This window comes from Halomonas sp. ABH4_019 (genome assembly GCF_056159885.1).
In genome coordinates this window covers 532366-551712 of sequence record NZ_JBSWWC010000003.1, presented here as the reverse complement: position 1 = coordinate 551712, position 19347 = coordinate 532366, and the positions used below count along the sequence as shown (strand labels likewise).

General features: G+C 62.9%; 21 protein-coding genes and 1 pseudogene. 4 read left to right on the top strand and 18 right to left on the bottom strand.

The window, feature by feature from the left end:
• Nucleotides 1-43: 43 nt before the first annotated feature.
• From ACXAFN_RS14920 to ACXAFN_RS14890, 7 genes are all read right to left on the bottom strand, one after another.
• Nucleotides 44-2233 (bottom strand): OsmC domain/YcaO domain-containing protein, encoded by a 2190-nt coding sequence (locus tag ACXAFN_RS14920; protein ID WP_474989843.1) that lies wholly within the window; start codon nucleotides 2231-2233, stop codon nucleotides 44-46.
• A gap of 170 nt (nucleotides 2234-2403) precedes the next feature.
• Nucleotides 2404-2982, bottom strand: a complete 579-nt coding sequence (locus tag ACXAFN_RS14915) for an acyloxyacyl hydrolase (RefSeq protein WP_474989841.1) — start codon at nucleotides 2980-2982, stop codon at nucleotides 2404-2406.
• Between the two features lie 189 nt (nucleotides 2983-3171).
• Nucleotides 3172-3471 (bottom strand): hypothetical protein, encoded by a 300-nt coding sequence (locus tag ACXAFN_RS14910; RefSeq protein WP_474989839.1) that lies wholly within the window; start codon nucleotides 3469-3471, stop codon nucleotides 3172-3174.
• Nucleotides 3464-4345 carry a hypothetical protein gene (locus ACXAFN_RS14905; RefSeq protein ID WP_474989837.1) on the bottom strand — a complete coding sequence of 294 codons (882 nt, stop codon included), beginning with the start codon at nucleotides 4343-4345 and terminating at the stop codon, nucleotides 3464-3466. Before ACXAFN_RS14905 ends, ACXAFN_RS14910 begins: the two co-directional genes overlap by 8 nt.
• 107 nt (nucleotides 4346-4452) lie before the next feature.
• Entirely contained in the window at nucleotides 4453-5247 is a 795-nt protein-coding gene (locus ACXAFN_RS14900) for a hypothetical protein (RefSeq protein WP_474989835.1), read from the bottom strand.
• Nucleotides 5248-5556: 309 nt separating this feature from the next.
• Entirely contained in the window at nucleotides 5557-6528 is a 972-nt protein-coding gene (locus ACXAFN_RS14895) for a hypothetical protein (RefSeq protein WP_474989833.1), read from the bottom strand.
• Between the two features lie 79 nt (nucleotides 6529-6607).
• The gene (locus tag ACXAFN_RS14890) at nucleotides 6608-7192 is read right to left on the bottom strand and encodes an HNH endonuclease (RefSeq protein WP_474989831.1); all 585 of its coding nucleotides are present in this window, start codon (nucleotides 7190-7192) and stop codon (nucleotides 6608-6610) included.
• A gap of 222 nt (nucleotides 7193-7414) precedes the next feature.
• On the opposite strand from ACXAFN_RS14890, the pseudogene ACXAFN_RS14885 reads away from it, so the two are divergent.
• Nucleotides 7415-7504 (top strand): annotated as a pseudogene (locus ACXAFN_RS14885) (hypothetical protein); the annotation flags it as partial.
• Between the two features lie 126 nt (nucleotides 7505-7630).
• Here ACXAFN_RS14885 and ACXAFN_RS14880 read toward each other — a convergent pair.
• Nucleotides 7631-8047 (bottom strand): hypothetical protein, encoded by a 417-nt coding sequence (locus ACXAFN_RS14880; protein WP_474990170.1) that lies wholly within the window; start codon nucleotides 8045-8047, stop codon nucleotides 7631-7633.
• 286 nt (nucleotides 8048-8333) lie between these two features.
• Between ACXAFN_RS14880 and ACXAFN_RS14875 the strand changes: the two genes are divergently transcribed.
• Nucleotides 8334-8789 (top strand): DCC1-like thiol-disulfide oxidoreductase family protein, encoded by a 456-nt coding sequence (locus tag ACXAFN_RS14875; RefSeq protein WP_474989829.1) that lies wholly within the window; start codon nucleotides 8334-8336, stop codon nucleotides 8787-8789.
• 34 nt (nucleotides 8790-8823) lie between these two features.
• Here ACXAFN_RS14875 and ACXAFN_RS14870 read toward each other — a convergent pair whose 3' ends face one another.
• The 6 genes from ACXAFN_RS14870 to ACXAFN_RS14845 form a co-directional block, all read right to left on the bottom strand.
• Nucleotides 8824-9654 carry an alpha/beta fold hydrolase gene (locus ACXAFN_RS14870; protein WP_474989827.1) on the bottom strand — a complete coding sequence of 277 codons (831 nt, stop codon included), beginning with the start codon at nucleotides 9652-9654 and terminating at the stop codon, nucleotides 8824-8826.
• 157 nt (nucleotides 9655-9811) lie between these two features.
• The gene (locus ACXAFN_RS14865) at nucleotides 9812-11338 is read right to left on the bottom strand and encodes a sodium:solute symporter family protein (protein WP_474989825.1); all 1527 of its coding nucleotides are present in this window, start codon (nucleotides 11336-11338) and stop codon (nucleotides 9812-9814) included.
• Nucleotides 11331-11567, bottom strand: coding sequence for a hypothetical protein (locus ACXAFN_RS14860; RefSeq protein WP_474989823.1), 237 nt, complete (start codon nucleotides 11565-11567; stop codon nucleotides 11331-11333). Before ACXAFN_RS14860 ends, ACXAFN_RS14865 begins: the two co-directional genes overlap by 8 nt.
• A 58-nt stretch (nucleotides 11568-11625) precedes the next feature.
• Complete coding sequence (locus ACXAFN_RS14855; protein WP_474989821.1) at nucleotides 11626-13023, bottom strand: amidase; 1398 nt, start codon at nucleotides 13021-13023, stop codon at nucleotides 11626-11628.
• 117 nt (nucleotides 13024-13140) lie between these two features.
• Nucleotides 13141-14037, bottom strand: coding sequence for a LysR family transcriptional regulator (locus ACXAFN_RS14850; protein ID WP_474989819.1), 897 nt, complete (start codon nucleotides 14035-14037; stop codon nucleotides 13141-13143).
• A 3-nt stretch (nucleotides 14038-14040) separates the two neighbouring features.
• On the bottom strand, nucleotides 14041-14532 hold the full coding sequence (locus ACXAFN_RS14845; RefSeq protein WP_474989817.1) for a GNAT family N-acetyltransferase: 492 nt from the start codon (nucleotides 14530-14532) through the stop codon (nucleotides 14041-14043).
• A gap of 159 nt (nucleotides 14533-14691) precedes the next feature.
• Here ACXAFN_RS14845 and ACXAFN_RS14840 point away from each other — a divergent pair, with 159 nt between their 5' ends.
• Together ACXAFN_RS14840 and ACXAFN_RS14835 are read left to right on the top strand one after the other, a co-directional pair.
• Nucleotides 14692-15597, top strand: coding sequence for a cation diffusion facilitator family transporter (locus ACXAFN_RS14840; protein WP_474989815.1), 906 nt, complete (start codon nucleotides 14692-14694; stop codon nucleotides 15595-15597).
• 35 nt (nucleotides 15598-15632) lie between these two features.
• Nucleotides 15633-16091 (top strand): RidA family protein, encoded by a 459-nt coding sequence (locus tag ACXAFN_RS14835; RefSeq protein ID WP_474989813.1) that lies wholly within the window; start codon nucleotides 15633-15635, stop codon nucleotides 16089-16091.
• A gap of 61 nt (nucleotides 16092-16152) precedes the next feature.
• Here ACXAFN_RS14835 and ACXAFN_RS14830 read toward each other — a convergent pair whose 3' ends face one another.
• The 4 genes from ACXAFN_RS14830 to ACXAFN_RS14815 all read right to left on the bottom strand — a co-directional run bounded on the left by ACXAFN_RS14830 (nucleotide 16153) and on the right by ACXAFN_RS14815 (nucleotide 19337).
• Nucleotides 16153-17829, bottom strand: coding sequence for a mechanosensitive ion channel family protein (locus tag ACXAFN_RS14830; RefSeq protein ID WP_474989811.1), 1677 nt, complete (start codon nucleotides 17827-17829; stop codon nucleotides 16153-16155).
• A gap of 151 nt (nucleotides 17830-17980) precedes the next feature.
• The gene (locus ACXAFN_RS14825) at nucleotides 17981-18457 is read right to left on the bottom strand and encodes a VOC family protein (protein WP_474989809.1); all 477 of its coding nucleotides are present in this window, start codon (nucleotides 18455-18457) and stop codon (nucleotides 17981-17983) included.
• A 152-nt stretch (nucleotides 18458-18609) separates the two neighbouring features.
• The gene (locus ACXAFN_RS14820; RefSeq protein WP_474989807.1) at nucleotides 18610-18963 is read right to left on the bottom strand and encodes a DUF1428 domain-containing protein; all 354 of its coding nucleotides are present in this window, start codon (nucleotides 18961-18963) and stop codon (nucleotides 18610-18612) included.
• Entirely contained in the window at nucleotides 18960-19337 is a 378-nt protein-coding gene (locus ACXAFN_RS14815) for a YciI family protein (RefSeq protein WP_474989805.1), read from the bottom strand. The genes ACXAFN_RS14820 and ACXAFN_RS14815 overlap by 4 nt, the downstream gene beginning before the upstream one ends.
• Nucleotides 19338-19347 lie beyond the last annotated feature (10 nt).

The window sequence follows — 19347 nt, the reverse complement described above, 5'->3', positions numbered from 1 at the left end:
GAAGCGCCGGCGGCTTGGTCATGCGGGGCGAAGCGCCGGCGGCTTACTCGATGCCCGCCAGCGCCGCGCGATGGGCGTGCAGCTTCTTGTAGCTCTCGATCAGGCGCTGGTGACGCTCCAGGCCCTCGAGCTGCATGCCGACCGGCTCCAGGCCGTGGAAACGCACCGTGCCGTTCACCGAGCCGACCACGGCGGCCATGGTGTCTTCGCCGAACATGCGACGGAAGTTGTAGAGGAAGTCGTCCAGCTCCAGCTCGTCGTCCAGGGCGATCTCCAGCACCGCGTTCACCGCCTGGTAGAAGAGCCCGCGCTCGACGGTGTTGTCGTTGAACTGCAGGAACATCTGCACCCGGTCCAGGGCGTCCTCGTGCTGGCCGAGCGCCAGGTTGATCAGCAGCTTGAGTTCGAGGATGGTCAGCTGGCCCCAGACGGTGTTCTCGTCGAACTCGATGCCGATCAGGGTGATGATGTCCTCGTGGTCATCGATCTGGGTCTCCTCCAGGCGCTCCAGCAGCTCGCCCAGCTGAGCGTCGCTGAGCTCGTGGAGGTGCAGGATGTCCTCGCGGAACAGCAGCGCCTTGTTGGTGTTGTCCCACACCAGGTCCTCCACCGGATAGACCTCGGAGTAGCCCGGCACCAGGATGCGGCACACCGGCGCGCCCAGCTCCTCGAACACCGCCTGGTAGGCCTCCAGGCCCAGCTCCTCGAGGATGCCGAACAGGGTCGCGGCTTCTTCCTCGGTCGTGCCCGAGAAGTCCCACTCGACGAACTCGACGTCGGCCTTGGAACTGAAGAAGCGCCAGGACACCAGGCCCGAGGAGTCGATGAAGTGCTCGACGAAGTTGTTGGGCTCGGCGATCGCCAGGGAGTTGAAGGTCGGCGGCAGGAAGTCGTTCAGGCCCTCGAAGCTGCGGCCCTGCATCAGCTCGGTGAGGCTGCGCTCCAGGGCCACCTCGAGGCTCGGGTGGGCGCCGAAGGAGGCGAACACCCCGCCGGTCTTGGGGTTCATCAGGGTGACGCACATCACCGGGAACTGGCCGCCCAGCGAGGCATCCTTGACCAGGATCGGGAAGCCCTGGGCCTCCAGCGCCTCGACGCCCTCGAGGATGTCCGGGTACTTCTCGAGCACCGCCCGCGGCACGTCGGGCAGGGTGATCTCCTCCTCGATGATCTGGCGCTTCACCGCCCGCTCGAAGATCTCCGACAGGCACTGCACCTGGGCCTCGGGCAGGGTGTTGCCGGCGCTCATGCCGTTGCTGAGGAAGAGGTTCTCGATCAGGTTGGAGGGGAAGTAGACCGTCTCGCCGTCCGACTGGCGCACGTAGGGGATCGAGACGATGCCGCGCTCCACCTTGCCGGAGTTGGTGTCGATCAGGTTGGAGCCACCGAGCTCGCCGTCCGGGTCGTAGATTTCCCGGCAGTGGTCGTCGAGGATACCATCCGGCAGCTCGTCGTTGGGGCCGGGCTGAAACCACTCCTCGTTGGGGTAATGCACGAAGCGGCCGTTCGCGATCTCCTCGCCGAAGAACTGGTCGTTGTAGAAGAAGTTGCAGCTCAGCCGCTCGATGAACTCGCCCAGCGCCGAGGCCAGCGCGCTCTCCTTGGTGGCGCCCTTGCCGTTGGTGAAGCACATGTTGGAGTAGGCATCGCGAATGTGCAGCGACCACACGTGGGGCACGATGTTGCGCCAGGAGGCGATCTCGACCTTCATGCCGAGGTCCTCGAAGATCGCCGTCATGTTGGCGATGGTCTGCTCCAGCGGCAGGTCCTTGCCCTCGATCCAGGTGCTCGCGCCCTCCTCCGGCTTGGCCATCAGCAGGGCCTGGGCGTCCTCGTCGAGGTTCTCGACCGTCTCGATCTGGAACTCGGGGCCGGTCTGCACCACCTTCTTGACCGTGCAGCGCTCGATGGAGCGCAGGATGCCCTGGCGGTCCTTGTCGGAGAGGTCCTCCGGCAGCTCGACCTGGATCTTGAAGATCTGCTTGTAGCGGTTCTCCGGGTCGACGATGTTGTTCTGCGACAGGCGGATGTTCTCGGTGGGAATGTCCCGCGCGTTGCAGTAGACCTTGACGAAATAGGCCGCGCACATGGCCGACGACGCCAGGAAGTAGTCGAAGGGACCGGGGGCCGAGCCGTCGCCCTTGTAGCGGATCGGCTGGTCGGAGATGACCGTGAAGTCGTCGAACTTGGCCTCCAGCCGGAGGTTGTCGAGATAGTTGACCTTGATTTCCATTGACAAAGCACCGGATTCGTGGATTCGGGCGGCCGTAGCGCGTAGCCGGCCATTATCCAGCTTTTGGGGGGCTTCGTCTTGGGCGGGTGGTCAAAAAATCGCCAGTGCGGGGGCGCCGAGGGCATGGCCCGCTCGGGCTCGGACGCCGCTGGGCAGCACGACGACGATGCTCAATACCGGTAACGGAACTCGATCATGTGGAAATCCGCTCCGGTCGTGTCCGAGCCATTCACGCCGGCATCGGAGTAGTGAAGAAACCGATAGCCGACGCCAAGGTGCCGATATAGTGGCACCCCGATGCCCAGCGTCAGCGCGAACTGGAAGGGCCCGCCGAAATCCTGCTCCCCGAAGCGATGCCGGCTGATCAACGCGCCACCCGCCCCCAGGTCCAGCAGGAAGCGCCCGTCCTCGCTGCCCAGCGTCAGCTCCGGAATGGCCGACACCACCAGCGCATTTTCCCCCGCCCCGCGCAGCAAACCGGCACTCGCCATCACTCGTGTGCCCACGCCCCAGCCCGACGCGGAGTAGCGCTCCCATGGCAGGCCAACGTTGGCCGACAGGTCATACTCCTTGAAGTCCTCCGGCGCCTCATCCCCCAGCAGGGTCTTCTCCGAGACCCGGGCACGCAGGCTGAGGCTCTGCAGCTCCCAATCGTCGGCAACGCTCGGGCCAGGCGCGAGCAGGCAAGCGAAGACGCTCGGCACCAGCCCGAAAGACACAGCATGGCGAGACAACCCGATCACAGGCATCGTCCACCCACCTAAAAAAAGCCCGGTCATCCTCAGGTTAGCGCAAGTGGTAACGGCGGGACGTGAGCAAGGATTTGTGGAAAGCGTAGGTGGTACCGATCATCGGCGCGCTAACGTCTGATCTAAGCGGCGCGACTTTAGCCGCGTCCGGTGGAGGCCCGAAGGGCCGGAGCGTACTTGAGCGATTTGTTAGTCAACACGCTCGCCTTTTTCTCTTGCGAGATCGAGTAGCAACTGTCGTTCTTCAGCCCTTCTCCGCCACGGCCGATTCGTGGTAACAACCAACGCCGCTACCGCAACAATTGCCGGGTGGACGAAGCCGTACACTAGCCCAGCTTGAGGAGCGCTGGACGTCATCGCAATGAAGCTGTTGCCAAATGCTGCCCCACCAACGATTGGATTTATCCACTTTAAATATGGCCAGAGCCTTAAATAGCGCTTGGCGCGCCAAATTACTTCGACCTGGGATGGTTCAACGATTTTACCCATAGAACTTCTCGTTGTTTGACGCCCAAATGCAGCCGCGCGCTTTTTGCGTCGGCTGCATTTGCTTGTTATGCGATTCGCTGTTTGGTGCTAAATCTAGCAGCACAGGTAGTTTAACTATTCCAGACTGAACAATTGCCACAAAAGCTATAAGTATAGTGAGTGACACCATCTTCTTTTGTAGCTTTACAGCTTCTGTATGCCTTCGCTCTTCCTCTTCGTACTTTTCAATCGTGCTTATGGCTTTCCCAGCAACCACGTATTCTGCGTTTACCTTTCTCAGTTCACCGGACTCAACTAAAGAATCAAGGTATAGCTCTAGCCTGTTCTGTTGCTCACCGGCTGATGGATGCAAAACCCACTTTATCGAATATAGCTTGGTCATCAAACCGATGACACCAATTCCGTTATGCTCTCGATCTAGTTGATCATTCATCATAAATTGAATCAGCTCCATTCGCTTTCTAGTGACGAGCTTCTTCTTATTAAAGAAATACTGGTTAGCGGAACTAATGTAGCGGTAAAGATGTATTTTTAGATAAACGATTTTTAACAGGTAGCTCCAAGCCAAATCATATACGTTAGAGTAGACAACCTCAGAAAGGCCGTAATAGTGAGTTATTTTCAAGCTGCTATCATCTAGGTCATTAATTGAAATAGAGTGCTCTTCGGCATATTGCTCACCATTCCACCTCAATCCAGTCAATAGACCTTTTTCAAATCCGGTGGCAACAAAAAAAGGTTCGTTATCGCGATCTAACGCAACAACAAAGCAGTTTACTTTTTCACCTTCTGCTCCCGACCGTGGGATTCGAGATTCGCATGACCTTGAAATCACTTTCGGAAGGAGCCACTTTGAAACTAAATTTTTCAGCAATTGCTTCTCCTGCGCTCACGCATAACGCATGAATTGAGGGGCCTTTGCGGAGTGGATCCCGAAGGGCGTAACGAAACAAAGGTCCCTCTCCAACGATTTGTTGGTTGTCATATTATTGTGACCTCCGATTCTGAGAGCTCGTATTCCATTAAATCTACTTTTAATCTTTTTAGAGCAGCGGAGACATCTGACGGCAAATTCGATGGATGCGGAAGCAACATGATTTTTTTGCAGTTATCGGATCCGGAATGAACCATCAATTGCCCCAGTGCCGTATAAGCATCGTATCGAGTGCTATTAGTTTTTACCTCATAGACCTGAGATAGCTTCCCGTCTATTTTTACACCCAGATCGATTTGCGCATTTTTAACAATACGTGAATTCTTTGGAAGACCGCGTTTTGTTAAAAGCTGGTAGAGGGCGTCAACGACGTCGCCGTGGCGCGAATAATAATCTATATTGGTTTTGCGTTTTCCTTTACGCCGCCCCGAGGATTCCGAGTAATATTCTTCAAATATTCTTAGCTTTTCTCTGAACTCTTTTTTGTCTATTTCGCCGGATCGGACCGCTTCTTTAAATCCGACTATTGTTTGTATGTACTTCATAGCAGGGCGGATAGCTCCTCGACCGGAGATCGGCATCACAACAACGCCGTAACGTGCTTGATCACTTTGATCTCGGACTGGTACGAGCGAGTGATTACTCCAAGCGAGAAAAGCAGATTTACCAACTCCTTTTGTGCCGCCACCGACCCGGCCAGAGTGCAATAAGTATACCCTCCCGTCCTCGCTGTTTCGAGCAAACGAACCCGCTATTTGCCCATTTGACCCTACAAATGGAGTGTTTATTTCTACAGTTATTTGTAGCCCGGCATCTTCAGAGAACAAACCAAACCAGTTCAATTTCCTCGGATTTGGTGTTTCTGAGGCTTTAAGGTCGCCAGGCCAAAACCAATACTCTCCGTCAGTATAGACTCGAGCGTCATATGTGGTTCCACCAGGGTAACCAATATTTTTCGTGGCTGTGCGAGACCAATTCGTTTCTATTGTTCGTAGGAGTTGAGCGTGTGCTTCGGCTATTTCTTTCTTCGACTCTAAAAGCGTAAACAATGGCTTCGACCTTTTTTATTTCCAGAGCACTCGGAAGTTTGATAAGACACCCAACGCCGGCAGCAGGGGCGCGACGTCAGGAGCGTCCCTTGCCTGTATTGGTTAGATTTCTTGATTGCCGCCTCCGAATAGGTCCGACTGGGAGGCTCGCAATTTCAGAGCATGCTTATAGCTCTTTCCCTGCGGAGTTTCAATCGACTGCCTTTCGTCATATTTACGAATTACAGTTTTTACAACATAGCCGGTTATCTCGACCTCGCCAATCTCATCTAACCTTCTACAAACATTGAGAACACACTCTAAAAACGTACCATGTTGAAAGGAGACTTCTTCCCTTAAAACTTGATGCTGAAAATCTGCATCCTGCATTGTGAAGCCAATAACCTTATCATCATAAATCCCTTTCCACTTATACCGCCCATCTCTCAATACGGGACTTACGACTTCTATATTGGCATTTTCGATAACTAATGGCTTTATCGAATGCGAAGTCAGTATAAAATCGTGAAATCGCGCCTTCGGGACATTTCTTTCTGGCGCAAAAGATTTTAGGTTTTGACCTAGAGGTGAGATCCCGATTGATTCTACGTCATCACGGCCGCTTAGATTTTTGTAGAAGTTAGACCTTCTGACAACTATCCTAGGTTCTTTTTCCAATAAGTGAACAGCGTCATCTCGTATAACATCCTCAGTCCTAGGCTCCACTTCACGTAATTCTTGGCGCAATTTTTCAACTTGTAGTCGTTTTTCTTCAATGCTAAGCTCTGTTAATTCTTTGCTAAGCGCCTCTTCCTCTGATTCGTATATCTGTGGTGCAAGGGACACAAGAATAGCCACAACGGAGAGAACAACGCTCAACTGCCCAGAATTCTCCCCGGCCCACTTCCAAATCTCTCTCAAGCCACCTTCTGCAAGTGCTTGAGCATCGATCTGGACTTGCACCCCAAGAGTAGAGGCAACCTCCTGAAAAATAGCTAGTAATTCCGCCTCGCAGCGATTGCGAAGAACAGCATCCATCGAGTGATCGCCATTTTCCAAATAATAATGGAGCTCGATCCCTCCAACTGAAGTCATGCTATTCTCCTTGTAAATCTAACGCCGTTATAAATTGCCGAAAGAAGCGCAGCGTATTGAGGTCAATTTGATGATTTTGTTAGCCAAAATGCTTCTTACGATGGCAATTTGGACAAAGTGCTTCTGCATTTTCTACAGAATCTTCCCCACCGTTTGAAAGAAATACTTTATGGTGAACTTCTAAGTAGGGGGAACCGTCTTTTGAACGAAGAAAAGGAGCCGATTTGCCGCAGTGTTCGCATTTACCATCCGCCCGCACTAAAACCTCGGCGACTACATCAGCATTCCTTATAAATTCTGCTTGGTACGTGAGCCTCATCGCTGGTTTTCGTGATGCCTCTTTGAGCCTTTTTTGGCGTTTCTCTGAGTCTTTTAAAGCTGCTTCAACATCGTCATAGAAAGAGCTTTGTGCCTCTTTTTGTTCCTTTATATTTACAAATTCTACCGGAAGCTTTTTCAGGACAGCCTTCATTTGGTTGGTGGTATAGGTCGCTGGAGGGCAATCAGCGGCAAGAGCATAGGTATACTTTAACGGGTACAGCTCGCCATAGATTAATAAAAACCAATCCACTCTATTTAGAGTCTGCGTCCATGGACGAACATTGGCTTTGTACTTTTCGACTCCATCTAGAAGCTGCTTCATCGTTATTACCGGAGCAGTCACTTCTCCTCCTTTTGGCTAACAGTGATTAGGTGGAAAGCTCGGATATTGGATGAACATGCCGACACGTTCAACAAGCTTATCGAGCCTGCCGTGCTGCACCTAACCCATTGATATCAAATGAAGCCAAGAAAAGCTCGGCTCCCTATGCAGAATTCGCGTGCTTGCGCGTTTTGTCGGCACCAATAATGCTGTATGTACATCCATGCATAGAGAGAAGGCACCATGGATACGCACAGCAAGCTGCCGAAGCTGATGGACCGCATGAAGGCCACCCTGCGGGTAAAACGTTACAGCCTGCGAACCGAAAAGACCTACTGCTACTGGATCCGTTTCTTCATCCGTTTTCATGGAATACGGCACCCGGTCCGATACAGCCACACCCGAGGTGCATGCTTTCCTGGAATGCCTGGCGTCGATCCATTAAGTCCAATGCTTTGGCTAATCACTTTGTTGCGCCTTAACGGCGCGATCTACCAAGGTTTCATAGTAGCTTGCGACCACCTCATACTCATGCACTTTGGTGATGTCATCATCCGGCCGCAACCCAGCCAGAGACATCAACACCAGCAACTCGTCTCCCGTCACTCGGTAGGCTTTATGTGTTTCTTCTTTCCCATTAACTCTCTTCCAGAAACTCCGCATTCTTGAGAGCAGGTTTCTCTTTTCGGCCTCATGGTATCGAATACGATTCTGGGCAATGATCAAAACCTCTTCATCGGAGTACTTCAATCGATTAGCATATTTTCGTGAACTATTGACCCACTTTGCGAGCAAAGGGGTAACAGCATTCGGCTTCTTTGATATGAGATCACGCTCAACTTCACCTTCTACATTTCTGTATCTTCCCTCAGCCACTTCCACTCCTGACATCCAAAGAGCTTGCAAGCTCAAGCAGGCACGCTACCGCCCGGCCGACCTGAAAAAGTAACAGCCCTCCGGCCGTCTACTGCGGTAGCCCCTGCGTCCCTTGTGTGGCCGTCTCCAGCGGCCTTATTAGCTGATGCTATTCGAACGGGATATCGGCTGCAAAAGGCGTGTCTTGAACTGTGCCGAAAGGCGCAGAGGGAGGAAAAACGAGACGGTTTGCAGCTACGCGGGGGCCGCGTAGGCTGGAAGATGCCCAGCGCGAAGGGAGCACGTCATGTCACGACCGACCGATGTTCGGGAACCCGAAAACGCCGAGCCCGAGACGCCCGAGAGCCACCCGGCGCCCAGCCGTCGGATGCGCCTGGTCTACGATGGCGACTGTCCGATCTGTCGACGCTATGTGCTCTGGTACCGCATTCGCCGCGACGTCGGCGAGCTGGAGCTGATCGACGGGCGCCAGGATAGCGAGGCGCGACGCGAACTCAGCGCCCGGGGCATCGACCTGGACCAGGGCTTCGCCCTGCAGGTCGGCGATCAGTGGTATCACGGCAGCGAGACCCTGCATCGCCTCACCCTGCTCGGCACGCGCAGCGGGGTGTTCAACCGGCTGATGTATCGCCTGTTCGCGAGCCCCCACCGCGCCGCCCGCCTCTACCCCGGGCTCAAGGCCTGCCGCAATGCCCTGCTGCGCCTGTGCCGCATCCCGCCCATCGACAACCTGCGCCGCTGAGCGGAACCGGGCTCACCCGATGAACGGCCGTGGTTTAGCCGAAGCGTGATGCCAGGAAGTCGGTGATGGCCGCGTTCACCCGCTCGGGCCGTTCCAGCGCCGAGAGGTGGCCGGCGCCGGGGATGATCTCGAGGGTCGAACCCGGCAGCCGCTCGTGAATCCGCCGCGAGAAAGGCACCGGCAGCGAGCGATCCTCCTCCCCCACGATGACCAGCGACGGCACCTCGATCTCGGCCAGGCGTTCGAGCAGCGAGTCGCGCTTGATCAGGGCATCCAGGCCCAGCAGCGCCGAGGGCACGTGGATGTCGGCGAAGCGTTCCTTCCACTCATCCACCAGGACGGGATTCTCGCGGTGGGTGGTGGCGGCGAACATCAGCCGCGCCACCGAGGGCAACAGCGGGCGCAGCCCGAACCGTTTGGCGCAGGCGCCCATGGCGCGATACTTGAGCTTATGAGCGAGGGTCTCCGAGCCCGCGTCGGTGTCGAGCAGGATCAGGCCGGCCACCCGTTCGGGATGTTCCAGGGCGGCGCGCATCGCCACCATGCCGCCGATGGAGAGCCCGCACCAGATCGCCTGCCGGATGCCGAGCTCGTCCAGCACCGCGATCACGTCGGCGACGGCGTCGTAGAGGGTGAACGGCTGGTCTAGGTGGCTCGAGCGGCCGTGGCCGCGGAAGTCGATGTTGACGACCCGGCGTTCGCCGGCCAGGGCGGACGCCTGCTCGCGCCACATCTCCCCGGAGCACAGGAAGCTGTGCCCGAGCACGATGGGAATGGCCTGCTGGCAGTGTTCCTCAGTGCCGTGTTCCTCACCGCCGTGTGCCTCGAAGGCGATGGTGACGCCGCGATGTTCGACCTGGGGCATGGGAATTCCTTATGTAGCAGGCGTTAACATGATGAATGCCGGCAGCATAGCAAAAGCCCCGAGCCCTGGTGTCATCAGGGGTCGGGGCCGGAGGCTTGATATGTGCACCGGGAGGGGCGTCGACCGCTCCGACCGGCGCTAACCGCGGCCTGCGGGGTTACTCGCGGCCGAGGGTGGCCGCCTCGATGGTACGGCCCCGCTCCGGGCTGCCCAGCCGAGTGAGCCCATGGGGCGCGGCGATGCGGAAGAAGCGCTCCACCACCTCGCTCGGCGCCGGCCGGGTGGCCAGCGACACCGCCACTAACACCGGCAGGTTGAGCATCAGCCCCCAGAAGCCGGCATGAATGCCCAGCGGATGCTTCCACAAGGTGGTGAACGCCACGGTCACCAGGAAGCCGCTGACGATGCCGGCCATCACGCCCGGCTTGGAGGCCCGCGGCCACAGGAACATGCCGATGAAGGCCGGCAGCACCTGGGTGGCGAAGCCCAGCCCCACCAGCAGGATCATCACCAGGCTGCCCGGCTCGGCGATCGCCAGCGGGGCAATCACCAGCGCCATCAGCGGCACGATCATCCAGCGCGCCAGCCTGCCGGTGCGCGCCTCGGAGAGCCCCAGCAGCGGCTGCACCACGTCCTTGCTCCACGACAGCGCCACCGAGTGGATGAACGGCTCGCTGGAGGACATCGAGGCGGCCAGGGTGCCGGCGCCGAGCAGCCCCACCAGCCACACCGGCAGGAATTGCATGGCGTACTCCAGCACCACGGTGTCGGCGCGGGCCAGCTCGGGCAGCGCGAAGATGCCGATGAAGCCCACTACCACCATCGGCAGGATCACCACGTAGTAGGTCGGCAGCCAGGTGGCGCTGCGGCGGATGGTGCGCGCCGAGGAGGCGCTCATCCACTGGGTCCACACCGGCGGCATGAAGGAGAGCATCGAGACGATGACCGAGGTGGTCCAGAAGCTGAAGCTCATGTCGCCGCCGGCCCCGGGCAGGGTCAGGAACTCACCGTGCTCGGCCTGCAGCCGCGTGAACAACGCGCCGACATCGAGCCCGCCGGTGGCACCGTGCAGCGCCCAAAGCCCCACCGCCCAGGCCACCACCAGCATCAGCACGCCCTGGAAGGCATTGGTGCGGCCGATGGCGCGCTGGCCGCTGACGAACAGGTAGACCGCGATGCAGGCCAGCACCAGCGGCACGCCGAGCCATATCGGGATCGCCCCGCCGCTCATCACGTTGAGGATGTAGGCGGAGCCGATGGTCTGCAGCACCGCGTAGGCGATCGAGCCGATCGACATCACCAGCGAGGCCAGGGCGCCCAGCAACGGACTCTGGTAGCGGTCGGCGATGGCGCTGGCCTGGGTGACGTGGCCGAAGCGCTCGCCGAACTGCCACACCTTGGGGCCGACGTACCAGGCCACCAGCGCCAGGTAGGCGAGATAGACGGCCACGTAGAACACCGGCACGCCCTTGGCATAGGCCCAGCCCGGCGCGCCCATGAAGGTGTAGGCGCTGACGCTGCCGGCGGCGATCAGCAGGTAGAGCGTCACCGGCCCCATGCTGCGGCCGGCCACGCCCCACTCCTCGAGGCTGTTCATGCGCCGCCCGCCCCGGGCGCGCAGGCCGATGACCATGGCGATGGCCACATAGGCCAGGGTGATGAGCAGCGGCCAGGGGCTAGTCATGGGGCGCCTCCTTGTACTCGAGCACGCGATTGGCGATCAGCATCACGGCGAAGCAGGCGAAGATGACCACATAGCTCCATACCACCAGCAGCGGCAGGCCCATCACCAGCACGGCGCGGTTCACCCAGCCGATCACCGGCCAGATGCCCGCCGCGATCACGGCGACGAAGGCGATCAAGAGCCCCCAGCCGGCGCGGCTGGTGGGCAAAACGACGAGACGAGATGACATGACAAGAACTCTCCCACGGTGACGATCTAAGGCAATACCTGAACGATGGACGCGGACCTTACTGCGACGCAGGCGGCGACGGCCAACGCGGCGCGAGCGCCAGGCGCGTCTCCAGCGCCTTGCCCAGCTTGAGCACCAGGTGGTCGGCGAAACGCGGGCCGATCAACTGCACGCCGAGCGGCAGGCCCTCGCGGGAGAAGCCGGCGTTGAGGGACAGCGCCGGCTGCTCGCCCATGTTCCACGGCACGGTATAGACGATGTGCTCGAAGGGCCTCAGCGGGTCGTTGGTGGGCGAGGGCCAGTCCGCGGGGAAGGCGACGTTGGGCGTGGTGGGCGAGATCACCGCGTCGACGTCATCGAACACCGCCTCGGTGGCGCGTCGCATGGCCAGGGTCTGCTCGAAGCCGCGCACCGCCTCGACACCGCCGATCCGCCCGCCGTCATCGGCCCAGGCAAGAATCGCCGGCAGCACCCGCTCGCGCTGCGCGGGGGGCAACGCCTCCAGGGCGCTCCACTGGCGCACCCGCCAGAAGCGGTCCAGGCCGTCGAGCATCTCGCGGCTCAGCACCGGCGCCAGCGGCACCAGGATGGCCCCGGCGGCCTCGAGCCGGGCGGCAGACGCCTCCACGGCGGCGGCGATCTCGTCGTCCAGCGGCAATCCGCAGCCGGCCTCCATCATCACGCCGATGCGCAGGCCCGCCACATCGAGCTCGAGGTCCGTCCAGTCGATCGTCTCCGGCTGCAGGCGCGTGGCGTCGCGGCGGTCGGTACGCGAAAGGCTCGGCATCATCAGGGCGGCATCGTCGACGCTGCGCGTCATGGGGCCGGCGCAGCGCCCCACGTAGTAGGGATCGATGGGAATCCGCCCCTGCGTCGGCTTGAAGCCCACCACGCCACACCAGGCCGCCGGCAGGCGCACCGAGCCGCCGATGTCGGTGCCCACGTGCAACGGCCCGTAGCCGGCCGCGACGGCGGCCCCCGCCCCGGAACTGGAGCCACCGGTGTTGCAGTCGAGCCGCCAGGGGTTGCGAGTCAGGCCGTGGAAGGAAGACAGCCCCGAGGAGAGCATGCCGAAGTCCGGGCAGGTGGTCTTGGCCAGCAGCAGGGCGTCGTCTTCGGCCAGGCGCGCCGCCGGCGGGGCATCCTCCTCGGCGGGCGCCTGGGTGCCGAGGCCGGTGCCGTTCGGCACCGGCAGGCCGCGGGTGGCGATCAGCTCCTTGAGGGTGACGGGCACGCCGTCCAGTGGGCCGCGCGGCGCACCGCGTGCCCAGCGGTCGCTCGAGGTACGCGCCGCTTCTCGAAAGGCCGCCGGCCGGAAACCGTAGAGGGCATGGATGTGTGGCTCCCAGCGCTCGATGTGCTGGATCAGGTCCTCGGCGAGGTCCAGGGGCGACAGCGTCTTGTGGCGATAGGCGCCCAGTAGCTGGGTGGCGGTCATCTGGTGGGGGGCAGTCATTCACGATTCCCTGTCTTGTTGTTGGCCTCCCCAGCTTGGCGCCGCCCGGTGTCTACCGCCATCACAATTGCGATGCCAGGGTGTCCACTTATTGTGTGCACATACCCGACACCCCTTTCACTCCAGGTCCTGCAGCGCCGAGGCCAGCAGGCCAAGGCAGGCCTCGGTGGCGAAGCTGCGCTGGCGGTGGCGATGCAGGCAGAGGTCGAGCCGGGTACGCGGCAGCTCCCCCGGCGCCAGGGGAACGCTGGCCAACTGGCCATCGCGGCACTCCCGGGCCACCGCCATGGACGGCAGGATCAGCAGCGCGGCCCCGGCCATGGCCAGCGCCTTCTGGGTCTCCAGGGAGGCGGCGTGGAAGGTCGGCGTCAGGGCCACGCCCTGCTGACGCGCCGCCTCGTCGAGCGCCTGGCGCACCCCATAGTGCTCGTCGGGCAGCGCCAGGGGGTATTCGGCGAGCTGTGCCAACCGCAGTTCGCTGGCCCCGGCCAGCGGGTGGCTCGGCGCCATCACCGCGTGGTGCTCCAGGCGGCCGCTGGCGAACGGCTGGATGTCATCGTGGCGCGGCATGAAGAAGGTCAGGCCGATATCGGCGTCGCCGCTGCGCAGTGCCTCGACGATCCCACCGGCACTGGCGATCTGGATGTCGAAGCGCAGGCTCGGATGGCGCGCGCTCAGTTCGGCCAGGGTCGGCGCCAGCAGGCCCGCGACCGCCCCCTCGGCCACGCGCAGGCTGACCCGCCCGGTGCGCAGCCCCTTGAGGTCGGCGATGTGTTCCTGCACCCGCTCCAAATCGCGCAGGGTACGGCGGGCCTGCACCGCGAGCAGCTCACCGGCGGCGGTGAGACGGATGCCGCCCGGGCCGCGTTCGAGCAGCGGCGCGCCGAGCTGGTGTTCCAGCAGGTCGATCTGGCGGCTGATCGCGGTGGGGGCGATATGCAGCCGACCCGCGGCTTCGCGCAGCGAATGGCTGCGGGCCACCACGTCGAAGTAGCGCAGGGCTCGCCAGTGCATGGCTCAGCCCACGTCGGCCGGCGTCGAGAAGGTACGCTGCATGATGGTCACCGCCTCGCCGCGGTAGTGGCGCTCCTCGACGTCCTGCCAGCCCAGCCGGCGGTAGAGCGCCTGCTGGTCCGGGGTGTAGAGGTAGAAGCGCTCGACGCCGTGGGCCCGGGCCTCCTCCTCCACTCGGCGCACCAGCGTCGAGGCGATGCCGCGGCCGCGCCACTCGGGCAGCACATAGACCGAGGCCAGCCAGGGCGTGAGCTCGCGGCGGTCGCTCATGTCGTCGACCACCAGGCTGGCCATGCCCACCGGGCGCTCGCCGTCCAGGGCGGCGAACACCGAGGGCACGCCGGCCGGGCCGCAGTCGGCGCGGAAGTGGGCGATGGCGGCGGCGCGGTCGCGGCCGGGGTTCAGGTGGCCCCATTCGGCGTGGGCCCAGCCGGCCAGGGTGGCCACGTGGGGCGAGTGGGCGTCGATGCGGACGAGAGGCAAGCCGGATTCCATGGCGAGAGTCTTCCTGTCGAGTGACGTGACGTGGCCGGGCCGCGCGCGGCCCGACAAAAACGCCACAGTATCCCCGCTCTCGCCGCCGCTGGCCAGGGCCCTCGCCCGGCTCGCAGGGCTCGGCTAGACTCGAGGGCTCGGTCACCAGGGAAGATGTCCATGTCCACCACCCTCGAACAGCGCGCGCTCAAGCTCTCCATCGTGATGACCCTGCTGGTCTCGAGCCTGGGGGTCGCCTTCGGCCTGCTGGCCGGCTCCCGCTCGATCCTCTTCGACGGGGTCTTCTCGACCATCGACGCGGCCATGTCAGCCCTGGCGCTGGTGGTCACGCGGCTGGTCGCCCGCGAGGTCAGCCAGCGCTTCCAGCACGGCTACTGGCACCTTGAGCCGCTGGCGGCGGCGCTCAACGGCTCGATCCTGCTGTTGCTGTGCTTCTACGCCTTCCTCAACGCCATCCAGGGGCTGATGGCGGGCGGCCACGAGCTGGCCTTCGGCGTGGCCATCGTCTATGCCGTGGTGGTGGCCACGGTGTGCTTCGCCATGACCGCCTACCAGCGCCGGCTCAACCGCGACGTCGGCTCCGAGTTCGTGCGCATCGACATGCACGGCTGGCTGATGGCGGGCCTGATCACCGGCGCACTGCTGGTGGCCTTCGTGATCGCGCTGATCCTCGAGCGCACCGCCTACGCTTACCTCACGCCCTACGTGGATTCGCTGCTGCTGGCAGTCCTGACCCTGGCCTTCCTGCCGGTGCCGATCGGCATCGTGCGCCGGGCCATGAAGGAGGTGTTCCTGATCGCGCCGAGCGCGGTCGACCGCGAGGTGCACGCCGCCATGGCGCCGGTGATGGCACGCGACGGCCTGCTGGAGTACAGCAGCCACGTGGCCAAGGCCGGCCGCGGGCACTTCATCGAGATCCATATCGTCACCCGGCCCGACTTCGCCGCCGCGCGCGGCGTAGCCGAGCTCGACGAGGTTCGCGCGGCCATCGCCGCGGGCCTGAGCATTCCCGCCGAGCACCGCTGGTTCACGGTGTCGTTCACCGCCGACCCGGCCTGGACCTGACCCCGCCGGGCCGCGCCACCCCGAGGAGACGCCCCATGCCCGAGTTCCACAACTCCCCGACCCTGCCGCTGCCGACCTTCCCCGGCAGCCACATCGCGCTGGACGAAGACTACGTGTACCTCTCCGGGCTCAACGCCGCCGACATCCAGGGCGGCGAGACGATCCTCGGCGACGTCGGCGAGGAGACCCGCTGGGTGATGGGCCGCCTTGCGCACCTGCTGGAGTCGGTAGGCTGCAGCCTGGCGGACACGGTGCGCGTGGCGGTGCACCTCACCGACCTGGACGAGGCGGAGGCGATGAACGCCGCCTATGCGGAATTCTTCACCCCGCCCCACTACCCGGCGCGCACCTGCACCGAGTCGCCGAGGCTGCTCGGCGGGGCCAGCGTGGAGATCACCCTCACCGCGCGCCGCCCGGCCGACGCCGGCCTCGAATCCGAAGACGACGCCGACACCGATGGCGACGGCGAGACGTCCGCCACCCCGGACGACTGAGCCGGCACCCCGTCCGTCATTCCACGCCGGGCCGGCGCGCGGCGGTCCGACTCGATCCGACTCAGGAAGCCGCCCCGCCATCGCCGCGGGCGATATCCTGGCGGCCGAGCACCACCAACTCCCGCGGCCACCATTCCGGATGCTCGTCGCGAATGAAGGCCAGCAGCCCCTCGCGCACGTTGTTCTCGGCGATCCAGCCGCCGACCGGCTCGCGGGTCATCAGGTAGCAGGAGGCCTCCAGGGTCGCCTCGCGCTGCGCCGTCACGTGGCACTCCAGCTTGTCGGGGTCGACGACGAATTCTTCCCGCCGGGCGAGCTCGATGAAGCGCTCGCGCAGCACGGCGATGTCGGCGCTGAGGTGCAGGGTCAGGGCGATCTGCCGGTAGAGCCGGGGGTTCTTGGTGGAGAGGTTGTCGAAGGGCTGGGAGACGAAGTAGCGGATCGGCACGATCAGCCGCCGCTCGTCCCAGGAACGCAGCCGCACGAAGGTGTAGAAGATGCCCTCCACATAGCACCACTGGCCCTCGAACACGATCAGGTCGCCCATGCGGATGGGCTTGGCCAGCGACACCTGGACGGAGGACAGGATATTGCCCAGCACCGCCTGGCCGGCGATGCCCACCAGCACGGTCAGCACGCTCGCCGAGGCCACCAGGGTCATGCCCAGGGTGCCGAAGAGGTTGATCTGGCTCAGCACGTAGGCGATCACGGCGACCACCGTGACCAGGATGATGCCGCGACGCAGCGCATAGAGCGAGGTCAGCAGCTTGCGCTCGTCGCGATGCCTGGTGTCGTCGATCTCGCCCACCAGGCGCTGGGTCATCTTCATCAGGAAGGCGTCCAGCAGCCGCACCGCCACCAGGCCGACGCCCCAGGCCATGACGATGATCAGCAACACCCGCAGCGTCGTGGTGACCGCCCCGGAGAACGAGACCACGGTGTCGAGCAGCATCCGCGCGACCAGGGCCATGGAGATGAATGCCATGGGCACCTGGATCCGTCCGGTGAAGGCGCCGCTGATCCGCCGGAAGATGCGCCCGACCAGCCAGTCCACCAGCCGATGCACGCCCCAGCCCACCAGGCCGATGATCAACAGGAAGATCGGCAGGGCGATCCACTCCCAGACGCGCAGCTCGCCGAGGGGCGCCTGCAGGCGCTGGGGAAGATGATCTTCCAGCCAGGAGGGGCCGTACTCGGCGTACAGGGCGGGCACGTAGGACAGGCTGTCCGGGGTGATCAGCCACACCGGGTCCCGCTCGCCGACCCGGTAGCGGGCCAGGCGGATGTCGTGGGGCGCGCCGGCGGCCTCCAGGGAGGTGAGCAGCAGGTTGCGGCGCGGCATGCCGGCCATGGGATGCTGGCCCGAGGGCGCCACGATCATGGCATCGCGGCGGCTCGGCAGGTCGGCGGGCTCCAGCCAGTCGCCCCGTCGCAGCACCGAGGCCAGCTGCCGGGCCAGCTCGGCGCCGCGGGCCGCCTGCTCGTCGGGGGAGAGGTCGGCGAGGTTGAGCAGGTGCGCGGCCGAGCCGAAGTCGCCTCGCTGGGTCAGGGTCAGGAAGCTGCGCAGCGCCTCCCGGGGCGTCTTGCGGCGCACCTCCTCGGGAGGCTCGCCGAGCCCGGCGTTGAGCGACTCGAGGTCGAACCAGCGCCGCGGGTCGCCGTCCGGCGATTGCGCGAGGCTCGGGCCGGCGGCGAGCAGGGCGACGACCAGCAGGATCCAGGTGAGGCAACGTGGCATGAGGAGCGGTCCAGTCCAGGGAGTTCCGGGAAGCGGCCATCCAGGCCGGCGGTCGCCAGCAGTACACCCCATGGCCCCGCCGGTCGTCCAGCCCCGCCGCCACGGGTTCGCCGGCGCGTCGCCCCTCGGCGCCCCTGGTGGGCCCGCCGTTTCAGGCGCCGTCCGCGGCGCGCTCCAGGTCGGCGATGACGAACTTCTCCATCCGCATCATCGCCTCCATGGCCCGCCGGGCCCGCCCGGGATCGGGGTCGCGCATCAGCTCGTGCATGCGCACGGGCACCACCTGCCAGCGCAGCCCCCAGCGATCCTGGAGCCAACCACACTCGATGGGGCGGCCGCCCTCGCCCAGGGCGTTCCAGTAGTGGTCCACCTCGGCCTGGTCGGCGCAGTCGATGTGCAGCGAGATCGCCTCGGTGAAGGGCATGCCGGGCCCGCCGTTCATGGCCAGGTAGCGCGCGCCGTCGAGGACGAACTCCACCAGCAGCACCTCGCCGGCCGGCACGCTCGGCGTGTCGACCGGCGAGTGCACCACCCGCTCGATGCGGGAATCGGGGAACACCGAGACGTAGAAGCGGGCCGCCTCCTCCGCCTGGCCATCGAACCACAGGAAGGTCGTGATCCGGTGCATATCGCATCCTCCCGGCAGGCGCGCGCCCGCCATTCATCGTGGAAAGAAACACTCGCAAGACGCCGATCGGCGACGCGCCCCGGCCGGCATGAAACGTCGGCACCTTGTTTGGAAAGTCGGCGAGCGCTGGTCAGACACCCTTCGGGCAACGTTTATTCGTCGACGACCATCTCGAATCCGCCATAGATCAGCCGCTTGCCGTCGAAGGGCATGGGATTGACCTCCGGCGACAGTCGCGGGTCTTCCATGATGCGGGCCATGGCCCGGTCGCGTACCTCCCGAGACGGCCAGTGCACCCAGGAGAACACCACACTCTCGTCGGGCTGGCGCTGCACCGCCATGGTGAAGGAGGTCACCTCGCCTTCCGGGACATCGTCGCCCCAGCACTCCACCACCTTCAGGGCGCCATGCTCCTTGAACACCACCGCCGCCTGCCGGGCATGCTCGATGAAGGCCTGCCGGTTGGCGGTGGGCACGGCGGCCACGAAACCGTCAACGTAGTTCATGATGTCTCTCCCGTCTCGTCTTTGGGGGGTAGCTCGCGTACCGGGCGCACCTCGATGGTGCCCAGCCGCGCCGGGGGAATGCCCCCGGCCAGGCGCAGCGCCTCGTTGAGGTCACGGGCCTCGAGCAGGTAGAAGCCGGCCAGCTGCTCCTTGGTCTCGGCGAAGGGGCCATCGGAGACCAGCGTCTCACCGTCGCGCCGGCGCACCTTGGTGGCGCTTTCCACCGGCTGCAGCGCCCGGCCGGTGACGAAGTGGCCCTGCTCGGTCAGGCGCTCGACGCAGCCCAGACATTCCTGGTTGAGGTCGTGCCACTCGCGCTCGGACATGGCCTCGATCAACTGCTCCTGGTAGTACACCAAGGCGACGTACTGCATGCCTTCCTCC

Coding starts and splice junctions, on each gene's coding strand:
- ACXAFN_RS14920 (WP_474989843.1), bottom strand. CDS start 2,233: ATGGAAATCAAGGTCAACTATCTCGACAACCTCCGGCTGGAGGCCAAG.
- ACXAFN_RS14915 (WP_474989841.1), bottom strand. CDS start 2,982: ATGCCTGTGATCGGGTTGTCTCGCCATGCTGTGTCTTTCGGGCTGGTG.
- ACXAFN_RS14910 (WP_474989839.1), bottom strand. CDS start 3,471: ATGGGTAAAATCGTTGAACCATCCCAGGTCGAAGTAATTTGGCGCGCC.
- ACXAFN_RS14895 (WP_474989833.1), bottom strand. CDS start 6,528: ATGACTTCAGTTGGAGGGATCGAGCTCCATTATTATTTGGAAAATGGC.
- ACXAFN_RS14875 (WP_474989829.1), top strand. CDS start 8,334: ATGTCACGACCGACCGATGTTCGGGAACCCGAAAACGCCGAGCCCGAG.
- ACXAFN_RS14870 (WP_474989827.1), bottom strand. CDS start 9,654: ATGCCCCAGGTCGAACATCGCGGCGTCACCATCGCCTTCGAGGCACAC.
- ACXAFN_RS14865 (WP_474989825.1), bottom strand. CDS start 11,338: ATGACTAGCCCCTGGCCGCTGCTCATCACCCTGGCCTATGTGGCCATC.
- ACXAFN_RS14860 (WP_474989823.1), bottom strand. CDS start 11,567: ATGTCATCTCGTCTCGTCGTTTTGCCCACCAGCCGCGCCGGCTGGGGG.
- ACXAFN_RS14855 (WP_474989821.1), bottom strand. CDS start 13,023: ATGACTGCCCCCCACCAGATGACCGCCACCCAGCTACTGGGCGCCTAT.
- ACXAFN_RS14850 (WP_474989819.1), bottom strand. CDS start 14,037: ATGCACTGGCGAGCCCTGCGCTACTTCGACGTGGTGGCCCGCAGCCAT.
- ACXAFN_RS14845 (WP_474989817.1), bottom strand. CDS start 14,532: ATGGAATCCGGCTTGCCTCTCGTCCGCATCGACGCCCACTCGCCCCAC.
- ACXAFN_RS14840 (WP_474989815.1), top strand. CDS start 14,692: ATGTCCACCACCCTCGAACAGCGCGCGCTCAAGCTCTCCATCGTGATG.
- ACXAFN_RS14835 (WP_474989813.1), top strand. CDS start 15,633: ATGCCCGAGTTCCACAACTCCCCGACCCTGCCGCTGCCGACCTTCCCC.
- ACXAFN_RS14830 (WP_474989811.1), bottom strand. CDS start 17,829: ATGCCACGTTGCCTCACCTGGATCCTGCTGGTCGTCGCCCTGCTCGCC.
- ACXAFN_RS14825 (WP_474989809.1), bottom strand. CDS start 18,457: ATGCACCGGATCACGACCTTCCTGTGGTTCGATGGCCAGGCGGAGGAG.
- ACXAFN_RS14820 (WP_474989807.1), bottom strand. CDS start 18,963: ATGAACTACGTTGACGGTTTCGTGGCCGCCGTGCCCACCGCCAACCGG.
- ACXAFN_RS14815 (WP_474989805.1), bottom strand. CDS start 19,337: ATGCAGTACGTCGCCTTGGTGTACTACCAGGAGCAGTTGATCGAGGCC.